The following is a 15,176-nucleotide window of genomic DNA, read 5'->3' as shown; positions in this document are numbered from 1 at the left end:
TTTAGCTGCCTCTGCTCTGTCTGGCCTTTTTGGCCTTTAACATTTCGAACAATTTGCGGGCCATGCCCGGTTTCTCGACCTGCGGCGCGCGCGCAATGGCCAGCGCGCCGTCCTCGACGTCGGATGTGATCACCGAACCCGATCCCGTCATCGCTTCGTCCCCTATGGACACAGGGGCCACCAGCATCGTGTTCGACCCGATAAACGCGCGTGCGCCGATCTCGGTCCGGTGCTTCATCACGCCGTCATAGTTGCAGGTGATGGTGCCCGCGCCGATATTACTGGCCTCGCCGATACTGGCATCGCCCACATAGCTCAGGTGGTTGACCTTGGCCCCCGGCGCCAGCGTCGCGTTCTTGAGTTCGACGAAATTCCCGATCCGCACGTCCTCGGCCAGTTCCGTGCCGGGGCGCAAGCGGGCGTAAGGGCCGACGATGGCCCCGCGCGAAACGTGACAGCCTTCCAGATGCGAAAACGCCCGGATCGTGGCCCCCGATTCGACCGTGACACCGGGGCCAAAGACCACATGCGGCTCGATCAACGCATCGCGCCCGACCACCGTATCCAGCGACAGATAGACCGTGTCCGGCGCCACCAGCGTCACACCGCTCTCCATCAGATCCGCACGGGCCGTCGCTTGAAACTGCGCATCCGCCGCCGCCAATTCCGCCCGGCTGTTGATGCCCAGCGTTTCCGCCTCGGCACAGCGTTCCACGGCCACAGACAGCCCGCGCGCCCGCGCAAGGCGGGGCAGGTCGGTGAGGTAGTATTCGTTTTGTGCATTGTCATTGCCCACCGCGTCGATCAGGTCGAACAGCAGCGGCGCAGGCGCAGCCAATACGCCCGAATTGCACAACGTTATCGCGCGCTCCGCTTCTGTAGCGTCCTTGAATTCGACGATGCGCTCCAACTGATCGCCATTCATCACCAACCGGCCATAGCGCGCGGGATCCGCGGCTTCGAATCCCAGCACGGTGACGTCTGCCGCCGATCCGGCCAGCGCCTCCAGCGTCGAGGGCGAGACAAAGGGCGTGTCTCCGAACAGCACAATGGCCAGCCCGTCGAACCCCGCGAGGGCCTCGCGCGCCTGTGCGGCGGCATGGGCGGTGCCCAACTGTTCATTCTGAATGACTACCTGTGCCGTGGGATCGACGCCGCGTACCGATGCCGCGACCGCCTCGGCTCCGTATCCGGCAACGACAACCGTGTGCGCAGGGTCCAGCACCGCGCCCGCGCGCATCGCGTGGTGCAGCATCGGCGCGCCGGCAATGGGGTGCAGAACCTTGGGCAGGTCCGAATTCATCCGTGTGCCCTTGCCCGCGGCCAGGATGATCAATGCGGTTTTCATACCAATTCTCTTTGTCTTTTTGTTGCGCCCTGTTTATCCGCTGGGGGCGTGCGCGCAAGCGGGCGGCACATCAAACTAGATTGCGGCTTGCAACAGGCATAGGCGGGCTTTTGCCAAAAGGGGCAAAGATGAAAGCAGTGATTTTCGACCTCGACGGTACTTTGGCCGATACCAGCGGTGATTTGCTGGCGGCGGCCAATGTGTGTTTTCGCGACATGGGGCTGGGCGATGTGCTGGGCCCGCAGGATGCAGGCGTCGCCTTGCGCGGCGGGCGGATGATGCTGCGCACCGGGCTTGCGCGGGTGGGGGATCTGGATGATGCGGTTGTGGACCGGTACTATCCCATGCTGCTCGACGCTTATGGGGCCGCGATCTGTGTGCACACGACCCTCTATCCCGGCGCGATGGACGCGATTGCGGCGCTGAAATCCAATGGCTATGCCGTGGGCATCTGCACCAACAAGCCCGAGGGTCTGGCCGAACAGCTGATGCGTGACCTGGGCGTGCGGTCGGAATTCGGCAGCCTCGTGGGCGCCGACACGCTGCCCGTGCGCAAGCCTGACCCCGCGCCCCTTTTCGAGGCGGCCATGCGGTTGGGATGCGTGCGCGATGCCTGCCTGCTGGTGGGCGACAGCGATACCGACCGCAACACCGCCAAAGCGGCGGGCGTGCCTTCTATTCTTGTGACCTTCGGGCCATCAGGCGAAGACATGGCGGCGCTTGAGCCTGAGGCGCTGCTCGATGACTACGCGGTGCTGCCACAGGTCGTGGCCGCTCTTTTGCCGCACTGAAATCTGACAACTGCGATTTCAGGACATCAAATTCCGCGCGCCACGCTTGACCACGCTGCACCCGCGCCCCAGAACTTTACCCATGACAGAGCGTTTCAACGGCAGTTTCACCCAGCAAGACCCCATTCCCGAGGTAGGCATTGATGCCGCCCTCGCCGTACTGCGCCACGGGCGTTTGCACCGCTATAACACCGCACCGGATGAAACCTCCGAAACCGCGCTGCTGGAACAGGAATTCGCGGCCTATGTGGGGTCGCAATACTGTCTTGCCGTGGCTTCGGGTGGCTATGCCATGGCGACGGCCCTGCGTGCGCTGGACGTGCAACCGGGCGACAAAGTCCTGTCCAACGCCTTCACACTGGCGCCTGTGCCGGGCGCCATTTCGTCCGTTGGGGCGGTGCCGGTCTTTGTCGGTGTCACGCCGGATCTGACCATCGATCTGGACGATCTCGAGGCCAAGGCCGGGCAGGCCAAGGTACTACTGCTCAGCCATATGCGCGGTCATATCTGCGACATGGACCGGCTGATGGCGATCTGCGACGCGGCAGGCATCGCGGTGGTCGAGGACTGCGCGCACACGATGGGGGCCACGTGGAATGGCGTGCCGTCGGGCCGCTTTGGCGTGATCGGCTGCTATTCCTGCCAGACCTACAAACACGTCAACTCGGGCGAGGGCGGCTTCATCGTCACCGACGATCCCCATCTGGCGGCCAAATCGGTGATGCTCTCGGGCAGCTACATGCTCTTTGAACGCCACCTCGCCGCCCCGCCCAAAGAAGCATTCGACGACATCAAATACCACACGCCCAACATCTCGGGCCGCATGGACAACCTGCGCGCCGCCATCCTGCGCCCGCAGGTGGCCGATCTGGCCGCGCAATGCGCACGCTGGAACGAACGCTATTACGCGTTGGAGGACGGCCTGCGCGGCACGCCCGGCCTGACACTCATCGAACGCCCGCCCCAAGAGGTGATCGTTGGCTCTTCCATCCAGTTCCTGCTGCTCGACTGGGCCGCATCCGCGGTGCAGGACGTGATCGCCCGCTGCGGCGCGCGCGGGGTCGAACTGAAATGGTTCGGCGCGCCCGAACCCGTGGCCTTCACCAGCCGCTATGACAGCTGGCGCTATGCCCCGTCCGAACCCATGGCCGCCAGCGACCGGGTCCTCGCAGGGATCGTCGACATGCGCGTGCCCCTGACCTTCAGCCTCGACGACTGCCACCTGATCGCCCGCATCATCCGGAGCGAGGTAAGCGCGGTCTATCAAGTGGCGACCTAGGGAACGCCCGGCGGGCTGGTAAGATGTCCGCAGCGCGGACGAAGCCGACCTTCGCCGCTTTTGCACCAATGGCTGGTCTTGGAGTTCCTAGATTCGGCAGTGCTTTAGGACAGCGAATCTATCCAGCCCAAAAAATCATTCAACAGAAAACGAACGCCCTCATCCTGAATAACCAAGTCGGCCTTGGACTCTGTGAACCAAAGCGAACCAAGATCAGTCTCGCTATCAGCCAAAAGTTCTTCGCAATATGTGGCTAGTTCCCGTACAGCTTGATCGCCATAGCCTTGTCGAAAGTCTTCATAGATTTGGATGCGCCCGTCTAGGGTTTCGGCCCAACCAGGATAAACGACATCTAAGTCTTGATGAAATTGCAAGGTGAAGTCGTAGAATGATTTCGGCGGCGTCATGTCAGTCAATCCTTGGATAGGATGTGATAATGATAAATCCATCTGGCATGTCTGGGTCGTACTCTATGACGGATCCTACGCCAAATGTCTGCCTGAGCCGTATAGGGGATGAGGCACGCTGTGCGGTTCGGTATGCTTCAAAGCCTGTTACCGATCCGAAATCACTTGTAATGAAAGCTCTACGCAGCCTCCCGCTGGCAATTTCATTCACAACATCCGCGTTGCTAGCCAAGTTAGAGTTTGTCAACCTCTGTGCGGCTTCCAAAGATGGAAATGTTCCATGTCGCCACCGATACAGGGTGCCAAAAAGTGATCTCCCGCGTGGAGTGCTAACCGACCCAATGAGGAAAGCTTCACTTTTCCCGACATGTAGGCCAATGGTATGGCCCCCATTCGCTTCATGGATTGAAAGGTCTTGTGGGGGAACGCTGCCGTCAAAATCGGCTAGAATTACGTTGTCTTGAAGGGCTGGCGCAACTGGTTCCGCATAGCACCGGCAATTGTGCGCTTCGCCCGGATGCCCGCCTTCCGGCGGGTCGTCCCAGCGGAATACGCGGTCGTCATATGACGCATGGCTGTCACGCACTTTGGCATCGTCTTGTGAGCGCCAGATGTACTGTACAATCCCGAGGTCTTCCTGCCGGAGCTGGTTGATCAACCCTGCGAAAGCACGCAGAAGGCGATCTTCCATCGCAGTTCGGAGCGGATGCAATCGCTGCTGGTGGTTCTGGTATTCGCCGAAAATGCTCTCAAGGCGCACGTCCCACGCGTTAAGCGCCTCTGCCTTTGCATCCGATACATCCCGCAGATCACTTTCACTGACAGTTGGCACTGTATCGGGCAGGGTCAACGCGTTCAGGAGCATCCGGCTGTTTTGGGAAATCACCAGATCGAGGCGCTCGCCAAAATCGGCCCGCAAGGTGGAGTAGTTTGGGAACGTCGATTTGAGTGCCAGCCCTAGTTGGCGACCAACGATAAGGCCATCGCGCTTGGCAATAACATACTGGCCGTTGCCGCCATGCCTGAGGAAGTCTCCGAAACTGTTTTGCATGGAACCTCCGCGTATTTGCGGAGCAGTTTCCATTTCTACTTGGTTAAGGAAACCTGAGGTCACCGTTCGCCACGCTGTTACCGCAAGCAAGTCACCAAGTTCGCGTCGGAAACAGACCTTCATGCGATCCGCAGCATCCGTCGTTTTGGGCTCAAAGCGGACTTTCGCCGCGCTTGCTACCTGCTCAAACACGACAAGCAAACTCGCGCGACACATCAGCGCTGGACACACTCCGTCACGCGCTCTATAAAATGAACAAGTGTTCAATAAGTGCAGGGGAGGCACCAGAATGTTCACCCACTCCATGACCTTCGATCTGGGGGAGGACGCGAATGCGCTGCGCGAGATGGTGCATCGCTGGGCGCAAGACCGGGTCAAACCACTTGCCGCCGAAATCGACACGTCCAACACGTTCCCGCCAGAGCTTTGGCGCGAAATGGGCGAGCTGGGCCTTCTGGGTATCACGGTGGACGAAGACTATGGCGGGGCGGGCATGTCCTATCTCGCCCACACCGTCGCCGTCGAGGAAATCGCCCGCGCCAGCGCCTCGGTCTCACTCAGCTATGGCGCGCATTCCAACCTTTGCGTCAACCAGATCAAGCTGAACGCCACGCCCGCGCAAAAGGAAAAATACCTGCCGGGCCTTGTCAGCGGCGCCCATGTCGGCGCGCTCGCCATGTCCGAGGCCGGGGCGGGGTCGGACGTGGTGTCGATGAAACTGACCGCGCAAAAGCGCAACGACCGCTATATCCTGAACGGCACCAAATACTGGATCACCAACGGCCCCGACGCCGACACGCTGGTGGTCTATGCCAAGACGGACCCGGATGGCGGCCCGCGCGGCATTACCGCCTTTCTGATCGAAAAGTCGATGGCCGGGTTCTCGACCTCGCTGCATTTCGACAAGCTGGGCATGCGCGGTTCCAACACGGGCGAGCTGATCTTTGAAGATGTCGAGGTCCCCTTCGACAACGTGCTGGGCGAGGAAGGGCGCGGCGTTGCCGTGCTGATGTCTGGCCTTGATTACGAACGCGTGGTGCTGGCGGGGATCGGGCTGGGGATCATGGCGGCCTGCATGGATGAAATCATGCCCTACATGGCCGAACGCCGCCAGTTCGGGCAGCCCATCGGGTCCTTCCAGCTGATGCAGGGCAAGATCGCGGACATGTACACCGCGATGAATTCGGCGCGCGCCTATGTCTACGAGGTCGCCCGCGCCTGCGACCGCGGCACGGTCACCCGGCAGGATGCCGCCGCCTGTTGCCTCTATGCGTCCGAGGCCGCCATGACCCAGGCCCACCAGGCTGTGCAGGCCATGGGCGGGGCCGGGTTCCTCAATGACGCGCCCGTCGCGCGTCTTTTCCGCGACGCCAAGCTGATGGAGATCGGGGCCGGCACCTCCGAGATCCGCCGCATGCTGGTGGGGCGCGAACTGGTCACGGCGATGGGCTGATGCCTCGGTCCGTTCTCATCACCACGGCCACGCTTGTGCTGATTGCAGCACTTGGTGGCTATTGGCTGGGCCAGCGCCAGATCACGGCGGATGCGGCCGGGGTCATCGCGGCCGTCGCGCGCGTGCATGGGGGCGATCCTGCGGCCTGCGTCGGCTGGCCGGGCGAGGGCGCGGTGGTGATGCACGTCAACTGCGCAGGCGTGGTTTACGTGGTCGACCGCTTTGGCCGTATCACCCGCATGGCGGAGGAGGGCATATGAATATGGCCGCCCAATGCCTCGCCCATCCTGCCGACCAGACCGCGATCATCGACGTCACGGGCGCACGCCGCGACACCACCTATGGCACCTTGGCGCAGATGACCGACGGGCTGGCCCGTGCGCTGATGGCACGGATCGGCCCCGGCGACCGTGTCGGCGTATTGCTCAGCCAGACCCCATGGTGCGCCGCCGCCCATCTCGCCATCTGGAAAATCGGCGCGATTTCAGTGCCTTTGTTCAAGCTCTTCAAGCATGACGCGCTTGCCTCGCGCATCAATGATGCGGGACTGTCACTGGTTTTGACCGACGCCGAAGGTACCGCGCTGGTTGATGATCTGGCGACCTGCTGGGAGGCCGCGACTGCGGGCACCCCGGGCGATTACCTTCCCTATTTCGACGCCCAAACCGACACGCCCGCCGTTCTGATCTACACCTCCGGCACGACCGGCACCCCCAAAGGCGCGCTGCACGGGCACGGGGTTCTGGACGGACACCTGCCCGGCGTCACCATGAGCCATGATGCACTGGGCCAACCCGGCGACTGCCTGTGGACCCCTGCGGATTGGGCGTGGATCGGCGGGCTTTTCGACGTGCTGATGCCGGGCCTCGCCCTTGGCGTGCCCGTGGTGGGTGCGCGCATGGCGAAATTCGACGTCACCGACTGCGCCCGCATCCTGCGCGACGGCGGCGTGCGCAACGTGTTCTTTCCGCCGACAGCCCTGCGCATGCTGCGTGCTGCGGACGCGCATCTGCCCGGTTTGCGCAGCGTGGCCAGCGGGGGCGAGCCGCTGGGCGCGGAAATGCTCGACTGGGCCAGGCGCGCGCTGGGTGTCACCATCAATGAATTCTACGGCCAGACCGAATGCAACATGGTCGTCTCGAACCAGGCCTCAGCCTTTGCGCCGCGGCCGGGCTGCATGGGGCAGGCGGTGCCCGGCTTTGACGTGCAGGTCATCGACCGCGCGGGCAACATCACCGATGCCGAGGGCGACATCGCCGTGCGGCGGGGTGCGCCGTCTATGATGCTGGGCTATTGGAACCGCCCCGAGGACACGGCGCAGAAATTCCGGGGCGACTGGATGCTGACCGGCGACCGGGGCGTGCGCGAGGGTGACTTTCTGCGTTTTGTCGGGCGCGATGACGATGTGATCACGTCGTCGGGCTACCGCATCGGTCCGGCGGAAATCGAAGACTGCCTTCTGACCCACCCGGATGTCGCAACGGTCGGCGTGGTGGGCAAGCCCGACGCCCTGCGCACCGAAATCGTCAAAGCCTATGTGGTGCCCAAACCGGGCGCGCGCCCGGATGCCGACGCCTTGCGCGCACATGTCAAAGACAGACTGGCCCATTATTCCTATCCTCGTGAAATCAGCTTTGTGGATGCGCTGCCCATGACCGTGACGGGCAAGGTCATCCGCAAGGCGCTCAAGGCGCGCGCGGCGTCTGAAATTGGAGAACAGACATGAAACTGGCCTCACAGGCATTGCCATCCTCCGACGCGTTTCGCGCCAATCAGGCGGCCCATCTGGCGGCCCTGGACGAGGTGCGCGCCGCCGCCGACATGGCCGCAGCGGGCGGCGGTGAGGGGTCGCGCGCGCGACATCTGAGCCGGGGCAAGATGCTGCCCCGCGACCGTGTCGCCAACCTGCTCGACCCCGGTTCTACCTTTCTCGAAGTGGGAGCGACGGCGGCCCATGGCCTCTATGACGGCGCGGCCCCCTGTGCGGGCGTGATCGCGGGCATCGGGCAGGTCATGGGGCAGGACTTGATGGTCATCTGCAATGACGCCACGGTCAAGGGTGGGACGTATTATCCCATGACCGTCAAGAAACACCTGCGCGCCCAAGAGATTGCCGAACAGAACCACCTGCCATGCGTCTACCTCGTGGACAGTGGGGGCGCGAACCTGCCCAATCAGGACGAAGTGTTCCCCGACCGCGACCACTTTGGCCGCATCTTCTTCAATCAGGCCCAGATGAGCGCCAAGGGCATCCCCCAGATCGCCGTGGTCATGGGGTCCTGCACCGCCGGCGGCGCTTATGTGCCCGCGATGTCGGATGTGACGATCATCGTGCGCGAACAGGGCACGATCTTTCTGGCCGGGCCACCCCTGGTCAAGGCCGCCACCGGCGAGGTGGTCAGCGCCGAGGATCTGGGCGGCGGCGACGTACATACACGCTTGTCGGGCGTGGCCGATTATTTGGCCGAGGATGACGCCCACGCGCTGGCGCTCGCACGCAGAAGTGTCGCAAACCTGAACCTTTGCAAACCCAGCACCGTCACTTTGCAAAGCCCCGAAGACCCCGCCTACGACCCCGAAGAGATCCTGGGCGTCGTGCCGGGCGATCTGCGCACGCCCTATGACATCCACGAGGTCATCGCCCGCATCGTCGACGGCAGCCGCTTTGACGCGTTCAAGGCCCGGTTCGGCGAAACGCTGGTCTGCGGGTTTGCCCATATCAAGGGGGTGCCCGTGGGCATCATCGCCAACAATGGCGTGCTGTTCTCCGAGGCCGCGCAAAAGGGCGCGCATTTCATCGAGCTGTGCAGCCAGCGCAAGATCCCGCTGGTGTTCCTGCAAAACATCACCGGGTTCATGGTCGGCCAGAAATACGAAAACGAGGGCATCGCGCGCCACGGGGCCAAGATGGTGACCGCCGTGGCAACCACGTCCGTACCCAAGGTCACGATGCTGGTCGGCGGGTCGTTCGGCGCGGGCAACTACGGCATGGCGGGGCGCGCCTATTCCCCGCGCTTCCTGTGGTCCTGGCCCAATTCACGTATCTCTGTCATGGGCGGCGCGCAGGCCGCGGGCGTGCTGGCCACGGTCAAGCGCGACGCCATCGAACGCCAGGGCGGCAGCTGGTCCGCCGACGAAGAGGCCGCCTTCAAACAGCCCACCATCGACATGTTCGAGGAACAGGCCCACCCGCTCTATGCCAGCGCGCGGCTCTGGGATGACGGCATCATCGACCCCCGCCGCGCCCGCGACGTCCTCCACCTCAGCCTCACCGCCGCCTTGAACGCCCCCATAGAAGAGACACGCTTTGGCGTGTTCCGGATGTGACGGCGATGTTCAGAGGCAAGATCACCGACATGTTTACACTGCAAGACAAGGGCCACGTGCCGCAATTCACGCAAGTGGTCGGCGAGCCTGCCAAGGGAATGACATTGACGATCGCTCATCTGTCCTCCCGGGTGCTGGAGGTCGGCAAGAATTTCACTGACGGCCAAGTCGTCTCCGACCGGTCCTGCCTGACGGGTCAAACCATTGCCCCGTACTGCGTGGCACTGGTTGAATGGGCAGGCGCCAGACCGGACCCGAAAACAGTATGTGGCTCTTGGGCCGAGGGGGACACAGACCATGTTTGACAAAATCCTGATCGCAAACCGGGGCGAGATTGCCTGCCGGGTCATGGACACCGCCCAGGCCATGGGTGTGCGCTGTGTGGCGGTGTACTCGGACGCCGACGCAGGCGCCAAACATGTCGCGATGGCGGACGAGGCCGTGCATATCGGGGCCAGCCCGCCGGGCCAAAGCTACCTGCGTGGCGACGTGATCATCCAGGCCGCCCTCGACACAGGCGCGCAGGCGATCCACCCCGGTTATGGCTTTCTGTCGGAAAACCCCGATTTCGTCGATGCGGTCGCCACCGCCGGTCTGACCTTCATCGGCCCCTCTGCGCAGGCCATCCGCGCCATGGGCCTCAAGGACGCGGCCAAGGCGCTGATGGTCGAGGCGGGCGTGCCGGTCGTGCCCGGCTATCACGGCGCTGACCAATCCGACGATCTGCTCGCTACAGAGGCCGCGCAAATCGGCTACCCCGTGCTGATCAAGGCCGTCGCGGGCGGCGGCGGCAAGGGGATGCGGCTGGTCGAGACGCCGGGCGCCTTTGCCGACGCGCTCGACAGTGCCCGCAGCGAGGCGCGCAACGCCTTTGGCAATGCGGACGTGCTGATCGAGAAATTCGTGACGCACCCCCGCCATATCGAGGTGCAGGTGTTTGGTGACGGCTCCCGCGCGGTACACCTCTTTGAACGTGACTGCTCGCTCCAGCGTCGCCATCAAAAGGTGATCGAGGAAGCCCCCGCACCGGGCATGACGCCCGAGATGCGCGACGCCATGGGGCAGGCGGCGGTCAAGGCCGCCGAGGCCATCGGCTATGCCGGGGCGGGCACGGTCGAGTTCATCGTGGATGGCTCTGGCCCGCTGCGCACCGACGGGTTCTTTTTTATGGAGATGAACACCCGCCTTCAGGTCGAACACCCGGTGACCGAGGCGATCACCGGCGTCGATCTGGTGGAGTGGCAGTTGCGCGTGGCCGCAGGCGAAGGCCTGCCCATGAACCAGGACGCGCTGACCATCACCGGCCACAGCTTTGAGGCGCGGCTATATGCCGAGGACGTGCCTGCCGGGTTCCTGCCCGCCACGGGCACGCTGACGCAACTGGCCTTTCCACAGGCTGCGCGCGCCGACAGCGGGGTGCGACCGGGGGACGAGATCAGCCCGTTCTACGACCCGATGATTGCCAAACTGATCGTGCACGGGCCGTCCCGCGCCGTGGCGCTGTCGCGGTTGCGCCGCGCGCTGGCGGAGACTCAGGTGGCGGGCACGGTCACGAACCTCGCCTTTCTGGGCGCGCTTGCGGGCCATGCGGGCTTTGGCCGGGGCGAGGTCGACACCAGCCTGATCGCCCGTGACATCGATGCGCTGACCGCCGCACCGCAGGTCCACGCCGCCCACGCCGTGGCCGCGGCGATGGCCGCATCAGGCCTCGATCAACCGGGTCCCGCCGCCGGGTTCTCGCTCTGGCAGCCTCTGCGCCGTGCGGTGCCGCTGATGCGCGGTGACACGGTGCTTGACATACAGGTCGCGGTCGCAGGCCCCGACCTGCAACACTGGACCGTGGACGGCACCACAGTCGAGGCCCACCGCCGTCAGGGGCGCTGGTCGGTCGGCGGACAGCCGATGCCGGACGTGGCGGTGTCGGGCGGGGTCGCCACCGTCTTTGACGGCTATGGCATCGCCTTCGACATCGTCGACCCGCTGGATGTGGCCGCAACCGCCGCGGGCGACGGCAACGTGATCGAGGCCCCGATGCCCGGCCTCGTGCGCGCCGTCTTTGCCAAACCGGGCGATACGGTTGCGGCAGGCGACCGCCTCGCCGTGCTCGAAGCGATGAAGATGGAGCACGCCTTGCTCGCCGCGCGCGATGGCACCGTGGCCGAAGTGCTGGCGCAGGTCGGCGATCAGGTCACCGCCGGGGCCGCCCTGATCCGGTTGGAGGACGCCGCATGATCACCCTGCATCACTGTCCCCAGTCGCGGTCGATGCGCACGCTTTGGCTTTTGTTGGAACTGGACGTGCCGTTTCAGGTCGTCGAACACCCGTTCGACAAATCCCTGCGGCGGCCCGAGTTTCTGTCGCTCAGCCCCGCAGGTCGCGTGCCCGCGCTGGAAATTGACGGCGAACGCATGTTCGAAACCGGTGCCATCACCGAATATCTCTGCGAACGGTTCAGCCCGGACCGTCTGGGCCGGAGCGCATCCAGCCCCGACCGGATGGCGTGGCTGGTCTGGGTGCATTTCGCCGAAACCATCAGCCAGCACGCCGCGGCCCTGACCCAACAGCACGTGGTTCTCTACGAGGACCACATGCGCAGCCCCATCGTGATGAAGCTGGAAGCCGCGCGCCTTGCCAAATGCTACGACGCGATCGAGGCCCGCCTGTCCACCCCGGTGGAACAGCGCGATTACCTGCTGACCTCCGGATTTTCCGCCGCCGATATCAGCGTGGGGCAGGCGGTCTACATGGCCCGCCATTTTGCCAGGTTGGACAACCATCCCGCCACCGCGCGCTGGTTTGACCGGATCAGCGAACGCCCCGCCTTCCAAAGCAGCTTGCCCACAGCGGAAAGCAGGCTCTACGATCAGGACTATTATCCAGCCTGGGAGGCATAGATGTCAGACGCGGTCGAAATCTACGAGGTGGGCCCGCGCGACGGCCTCCAGAATGAACAGCACGAGATCCCGGTGGCCGACAAGGTTGCCTTTGTCGATGCCCTGTCCCGCGTGGGATTTGGCCGGATCGAATGCGCCAGCTTTGTCAGCCCCAAATGGGTGCCACAGATGGCAGGCAGCGATGCGGTGCTGGCGGGAATCACCCGCGCGCCGGGCGTGCGCTATGCCGCACTCACCCCCAACATGCGCGGGTTTTCCGATGCGCAGGCCGCAGGCGCCGACGAGGTCGCGGTGTTCGGATCGGCCAGCGAAGGGTTCTCGCGCGCCAATGTGAACGCAGGCGTGGACGAGGCCATCGACCGCTTTGCCCCGGTGATCGAGGCCGCGCGCAGCATTGACCTGCCGGTGCGCGGCTACGTGTCCTGCGTGGTCGACTGCCCCTATGACGGCCCCACGGATCCGGCGGCGGTGGCGCGCGTGGCCGACCGTCTCTTTGCCATGGGCTGCTACGAGATCAGCCTCGGGGATACGCTGGGTCACGGCACGCCCGACGCCATCGCCCGCATGGTGCTGGCCGTGCGCGAGGTCGTCCCGGTGGGGCGGCTCGCGGGCCACTACCATGACACCGGCGGGCGCGCGCTCGACAATGTCGACGCCTCGCTCAGCCTGGGCATCCGCGTGTTTGACGCGGCTGCGGGCGGCTTGGGGGGGTGTCCCTACGCGCCTGGTGCCGCCGGCAACGTCGCGACCGAGGCGCTGGCGGCGCATCTTGAGCGGCTGGGCTATGCCACCGGTCTCGATCTGGCCGCACTCAATGACGCGGCGGCCATGGCACAGCGAATGCGCAGCGCGGCGGGGCAGGGATGATGGGCGACACGATCCGCATCGACACTGACCCGCGCGGGGTGGCCACGCTCACCCTGAACCGGCCCGACAAGCACAACGCGATGAGCGCGCAGATGCTGCAAGAACTGACCGAGGCCGCGGCCATGCTGGGCGCGGATGACAGGGTGCGCGTCGTGGTGCTGACGGGGGCTGGCAAGAGCTTTTGCGCCGGTGGCGATCTCGACTGGATGCGCGCCCAGATGCAGGCCGATCCCGCCACCCGCGCCCGCGAGGCGGGCAAGCTCGCGCATATGCTCCAGGCGCTGAACACCCTGCCCAAACCGCTGATCGGCGCGGTCCAGGGCAACGCGTTCGGCGGCGGGGTCGGCATGGCGTCGGTCTGCGACGTGACCATCGGCGTGGACCACCTGAAAATGGGTCTCACCGAAACCCGTCTCGGCATCATCCCCGCCACTATCGGGCCTTATGTGCTGGCCCGCATGGGCGAGGGGCGCGCGCGTCGCGTGTTCATGTCTGCCCGTCTTTTTGATGCGGCCGAAGCGGTCGATCTGGGCCTGCTGGCCCGCGCCGTGCCCGCCGCCGATCTGGCCACGGCGGTCGAGGCCGAGGTCGCCCCCTATCTTGCCTGCGCGCCCGGTGCGGTGGCCGCGGCCAAGGCACTGGCCCGCAGGCTCGGCCCGCGCATCGACGAAGATACCATCGCCATGACCATCGACCAGCTGAAAACCCGCTGGGAAACCGAAGAGGCCCGCGACGGCATCGCCGCGTTTTTCGAAAAACGCCCCGCGCGCTGGATGCAGGGTTAGCCGCCCGTACCCGCGAAAAGGCCGCGCTGCGCACGCAGCGCATCCGACACGAACCGCGTGAACGCCGCAATGCGCGGCACCGCGCGCAAATCCGCATGGGTCAGCACCCAGATCGGCGCATAGGGAAAGAGCGGCAGCCCCGGCAGCCGACCCAAAGCGGGATTGGTATCGCCCAGAAAACAGGGCATCCGCGTGGCCCCGATCCCGGCTTCCACCGCGCCCAGCATGGCCACCATATCGTCCAGATGCATCACCACCTGCACATTCGGATAGGCGGCCCGCACCGCCTTGCCCGGCGGCTCCCAATGCACAAACCGCAACCAGCGCAGCCGCTTCTCCGGGTCCACGGCCAGCGCGGCAAGATAGTCGCGATGCGCAAACACCGCAGAGGCCTGCGCGGCCACCTGCCGCCCCACCAGATCGGGGTCGGGCGTGTCCGATATGCGGATCGCGACATCCGCCTCACGCTCGGCCAGGTTCAGCGCGGAATTGGCCCCGATCACCGTGATCTCGACCTCCGGGTAGGCGGCGACAAAATCCCCGAGAATCGCGGCCAGCCCCGCCTGGATGAGCAATTGCGGTGCCGTCACCGTCAGCGGCCCGGCTATGGACGCGTCGCGCGCAGCGATCGCACGGTCCAGCGCCGCACTTTCCGTCTCAAACGTCCGTGCAGTCTGGGCCGCATCCAGCCCCGCCTGCGTCGGCACATAGCCAGACGGGCGACGGTCAAAAAGCTGCGTCCCCATCGCCGCCTCCGCCGCCGAAATCCGCCGCGCCACCGTGGCATGGTTCACACCAATGGCGCGCGCTGCACCGCTCAGGCCGCCCTGCCGGACCGTTTCCAGCACGTATCGCAAGTCTTCCCAGTCCAGTTGCGCGGCCATCGCATCCCCTTGCTTGATCGTTTTTGCACAGGTGGGGTGATCATATCATCTATTTTTGGTCAGGTGCCAGACGCATAGCTTCACGTCATT

At 64.6% G+C, this 15,176-nt stretch carries 15 protein-coding genes; 11 read left to right on the top strand and 4 right to left on the bottom strand.

All coding sequences use genetic code 11. The features are described from left to right. Window position 1: 1 nt before the first annotated feature. Window positions 2-1,348, bottom strand: coding sequence for a bifunctional UDP-N-acetylglucosamine diphosphorylase/glucosamine-1-phosphate N-acetyltransferase GlmU (gene glmU / locus Q0949_RS07830; protein ID WP_299370265.1), 1,347 nt, complete (start codon window positions 1,346-1,348; stop codon window positions 2-4). A 128-nt stretch (window positions 1,349-1,476) separates the two neighbouring features. Between glmU and Q0949_RS07825 the strand changes: the two genes are divergently transcribed. Together Q0949_RS07825 and Q0949_RS07820 are read left to right on the top strand one after the other, a co-directional pair. Next, window positions 1,477-2,139: an HAD-IA family hydrolase gene (locus Q0949_RS07825; protein ID WP_299370263.1), complete on the top strand. Its 663-nt coding sequence runs from the start codon at window positions 1,477-1,479 to the stop codon at window positions 2,137-2,139. Window positions 2,140-2,221: 82 nt separating this feature from the next. Beyond that, entirely contained in the window at window positions 2,222-3,418 is a 1,197-nt protein-coding gene (locus tag Q0949_RS07820) for an aminotransferase class I/II-fold pyridoxal phosphate-dependent enzyme (RefSeq protein WP_299370261.1), read from the top strand. A 104-nt stretch (window positions 3,419-3,522) separates the two neighbouring features. On the opposite strand, the gene Q0949_RS07815 is transcribed toward Q0949_RS07820, so the two are convergent. Then, window positions 3,523-3,825 carry a hypothetical protein gene (locus tag Q0949_RS07815; protein WP_299370259.1) on the bottom strand — a complete coding sequence of 101 codons (303 nt, stop codon included), beginning with the start codon at window positions 3,823-3,825 and terminating at the stop codon, window positions 3,523-3,525. A 1-nt stretch (window position 3,826) separates the two neighbouring features. Next, window positions 3,827-5,182, bottom strand: a complete 1,356-nt coding sequence (locus tag Q0949_RS07810) for an RNase A-like domain-containing protein (protein WP_299370257.1) — start codon at window positions 5,180-5,182, stop codon at window positions 3,827-3,829. Between Q0949_RS07810 and Q0949_RS07805 the strand changes: the two genes are divergently transcribed. The 9 genes from Q0949_RS07805 to Q0949_RS07765 are packed head-to-tail and all read left to right on the top strand — an operon-like array spanning window position 5,166 to window position 14,202. Then, window positions 5,166-6,329: an isovaleryl-CoA dehydrogenase gene (locus tag Q0949_RS07805; protein WP_299370255.1), complete on the top strand. Its 1,164-nt coding sequence runs from the start codon at window positions 5,166-5,168 to the stop codon at window positions 6,327-6,329. The two genes, Q0949_RS07810 and Q0949_RS07805, sit on opposite strands and share 17 nt — an antisense overlap. Beyond that, a complete protein-coding gene (locus Q0949_RS07800; RefSeq protein ID WP_299370254.1) occupies window positions 6,329-6,589 on the top strand; it encodes a hypothetical protein in 261 nt (86 codons plus the stop codon). Before Q0949_RS07805 ends, Q0949_RS07800 begins: the two co-directional genes overlap by 1 nt. Continuing rightward, window positions 6,586-8,055 (top strand): AMP-binding protein, encoded by a 1,470-nt coding sequence (locus tag Q0949_RS07795; RefSeq protein WP_299370252.1) that lies wholly within the window; start codon window positions 6,586-6,588, stop codon window positions 8,053-8,055. Before Q0949_RS07800 ends, Q0949_RS07795 begins: the two co-directional genes overlap by 4 nt. Then, on the top strand, window positions 8,052-9,656 hold the full coding sequence (locus Q0949_RS07790; RefSeq protein ID WP_299370250.1) for a carboxyl transferase domain-containing protein: 1,605 nt from the start codon (window positions 8,052-8,054) through the stop codon (window positions 9,654-9,656). Before Q0949_RS07795 ends, Q0949_RS07790 begins: the two co-directional genes overlap by 4 nt. 5 nt (window positions 9,657-9,661) lie before the next feature. Continuing rightward, entirely contained in the window at window positions 9,662-9,961 is a 300-nt protein-coding gene (locus tag Q0949_RS07785; protein WP_299370248.1) for a hypothetical protein, read from the top strand. After that, entirely contained in the window at window positions 9,954-11,888 is a 1,935-nt protein-coding gene (locus Q0949_RS07780) for an acetyl/propionyl/methylcrotonyl-CoA carboxylase subunit alpha (protein ID WP_299370246.1), read from the top strand. Before Q0949_RS07785 ends, Q0949_RS07780 begins: the two co-directional genes overlap by 8 nt. Further along, window positions 11,885-12,550, top strand: coding sequence for a glutathione S-transferase family protein (locus Q0949_RS07775; RefSeq protein WP_299370244.1), 666 nt, complete (start codon window positions 11,885-11,887; stop codon window positions 12,548-12,550). The genes Q0949_RS07780 and Q0949_RS07775 overlap by 4 nt, the downstream gene beginning before the upstream one ends. Continuing rightward, window positions 12,551-13,417 carry a hydroxymethylglutaryl-CoA lyase gene (locus Q0949_RS07770; protein WP_299370242.1) on the top strand — a complete coding sequence of 289 codons (867 nt, stop codon included), beginning with the start codon at window positions 12,551-12,553 and terminating at the stop codon, window positions 13,415-13,417. Then, the gene (locus tag Q0949_RS07765) at window positions 13,417-14,202 is read left to right on the top strand and encodes a crotonase/enoyl-CoA hydratase family protein (RefSeq protein WP_299370848.1); all 786 of its coding nucleotides are present in this window, start codon (window positions 13,417-13,419) and stop codon (window positions 14,200-14,202) included. The genes Q0949_RS07770 and Q0949_RS07765 overlap by 1 nt, the downstream gene beginning before the upstream one ends. Here Q0949_RS07765 and Q0949_RS07760 read toward each other — a convergent pair. Then, window positions 14,199-15,086 (bottom strand): LysR family transcriptional regulator, encoded by an 888-nt coding sequence (locus tag Q0949_RS07760; RefSeq protein ID WP_299370240.1) that lies wholly within the window; start codon window positions 15,084-15,086, stop codon window positions 14,199-14,201. The two genes, Q0949_RS07765 and Q0949_RS07760, sit on opposite strands and share 4 nt — an antisense overlap. Window positions 15,087-15,176 lie beyond the last annotated feature (90 nt).

This window comes from uncultured Tateyamaria sp. (genome assembly GCF_947487805.1).
In the GTDB taxonomy this organism is placed as follows: Bacteria; Pseudomonadota; Alphaproteobacteria; order Rhodobacterales; family Rhodobacteraceae; genus Tateyamaria.
The sequence above is the reverse complement of the archived record's forward strand: the minus strand, read 5'-3'. Positions and strand labels throughout refer to the sequence as shown.

Excerpts from the sequence above, each read along its gene's own strand:
- glmU (WP_299370265.1), bottom strand. The coding sequence starts at position 1,348 with ATGAAAACCGCATTGATCATCCTGGCCGCGGGCAAGGGCACACGGATG.
- Q0949_RS07825 (WP_299370263.1), top strand. The coding sequence starts at position 1,477 with ATGAAAGCAGTGATTTTCGACCTCGACGGTACTTTGGCCGATACCAGC.
- Q0949_RS07820 (WP_299370261.1), top strand. The coding sequence starts at position 2,222 with ATGACAGAGCGTTTCAACGGCAGTTTCACCCAGCAAGACCCCATTCCC.
- Q0949_RS07815 (WP_299370259.1), bottom strand. The coding sequence starts at position 3,825 with ATGACGCCGCCGAAATCATTCTACGACTTCACCTTGCAATTTCATCAA.
- Q0949_RS07805 (WP_299370255.1), top strand. The coding sequence starts at position 5,166 with ATGTTCACCCACTCCATGACCTTCGATCTGGGGGAGGACGCGAATGCG.
- Q0949_RS07810 (WP_299370257.1), bottom strand. The coding sequence starts at position 5,182 with ATGGAGTGGGTGAACATTCTGGTGCCTCCCCTGCACTTATTGAACACT.
- Q0949_RS07800 (WP_299370254.1), top strand. The coding sequence starts at position 6,329 with ATGCCTCGGTCCGTTCTCATCACCACGGCCACGCTTGTGCTGATTGCA.
- Q0949_RS07795 (WP_299370252.1), top strand. The coding sequence starts at position 6,586 with ATGAATATGGCCGCCCAATGCCTCGCCCATCCTGCCGACCAGACCGCG.
- Q0949_RS07790 (WP_299370250.1), top strand. The coding sequence starts at position 8,052 with ATGAAACTGGCCTCACAGGCATTGCCATCCTCCGACGCGTTTCGCGCC.
- Q0949_RS07785 (WP_299370248.1), top strand. The coding sequence starts at position 9,662 with ATGTTCAGAGGCAAGATCACCGACATGTTTACACTGCAAGACAAGGGC.
- Q0949_RS07780 (WP_299370246.1), top strand. The coding sequence starts at position 9,954 with ATGTTTGACAAAATCCTGATCGCAAACCGGGGCGAGATTGCCTGCCGG.
- Q0949_RS07775 (WP_299370244.1), top strand. The coding sequence starts at position 11,885 with ATGATCACCCTGCATCACTGTCCCCAGTCGCGGTCGATGCGCACGCTT.
- Q0949_RS07770 (WP_299370242.1), top strand. The coding sequence starts at position 12,551 with ATGTCAGACGCGGTCGAAATCTACGAGGTGGGCCCGCGCGACGGCCTC.
- Q0949_RS07765 (WP_299370848.1), top strand. The coding sequence starts at position 13,417 with ATGGGCGACACGATCCGCATCGACACTGACCCGCGCGGGGTGGCCACG.
- Q0949_RS07760 (WP_299370240.1), bottom strand. The coding sequence starts at position 15,086 with ATGGCCGCGCAACTGGACTGGGAAGACTTGCGATACGTGCTGGAAACG.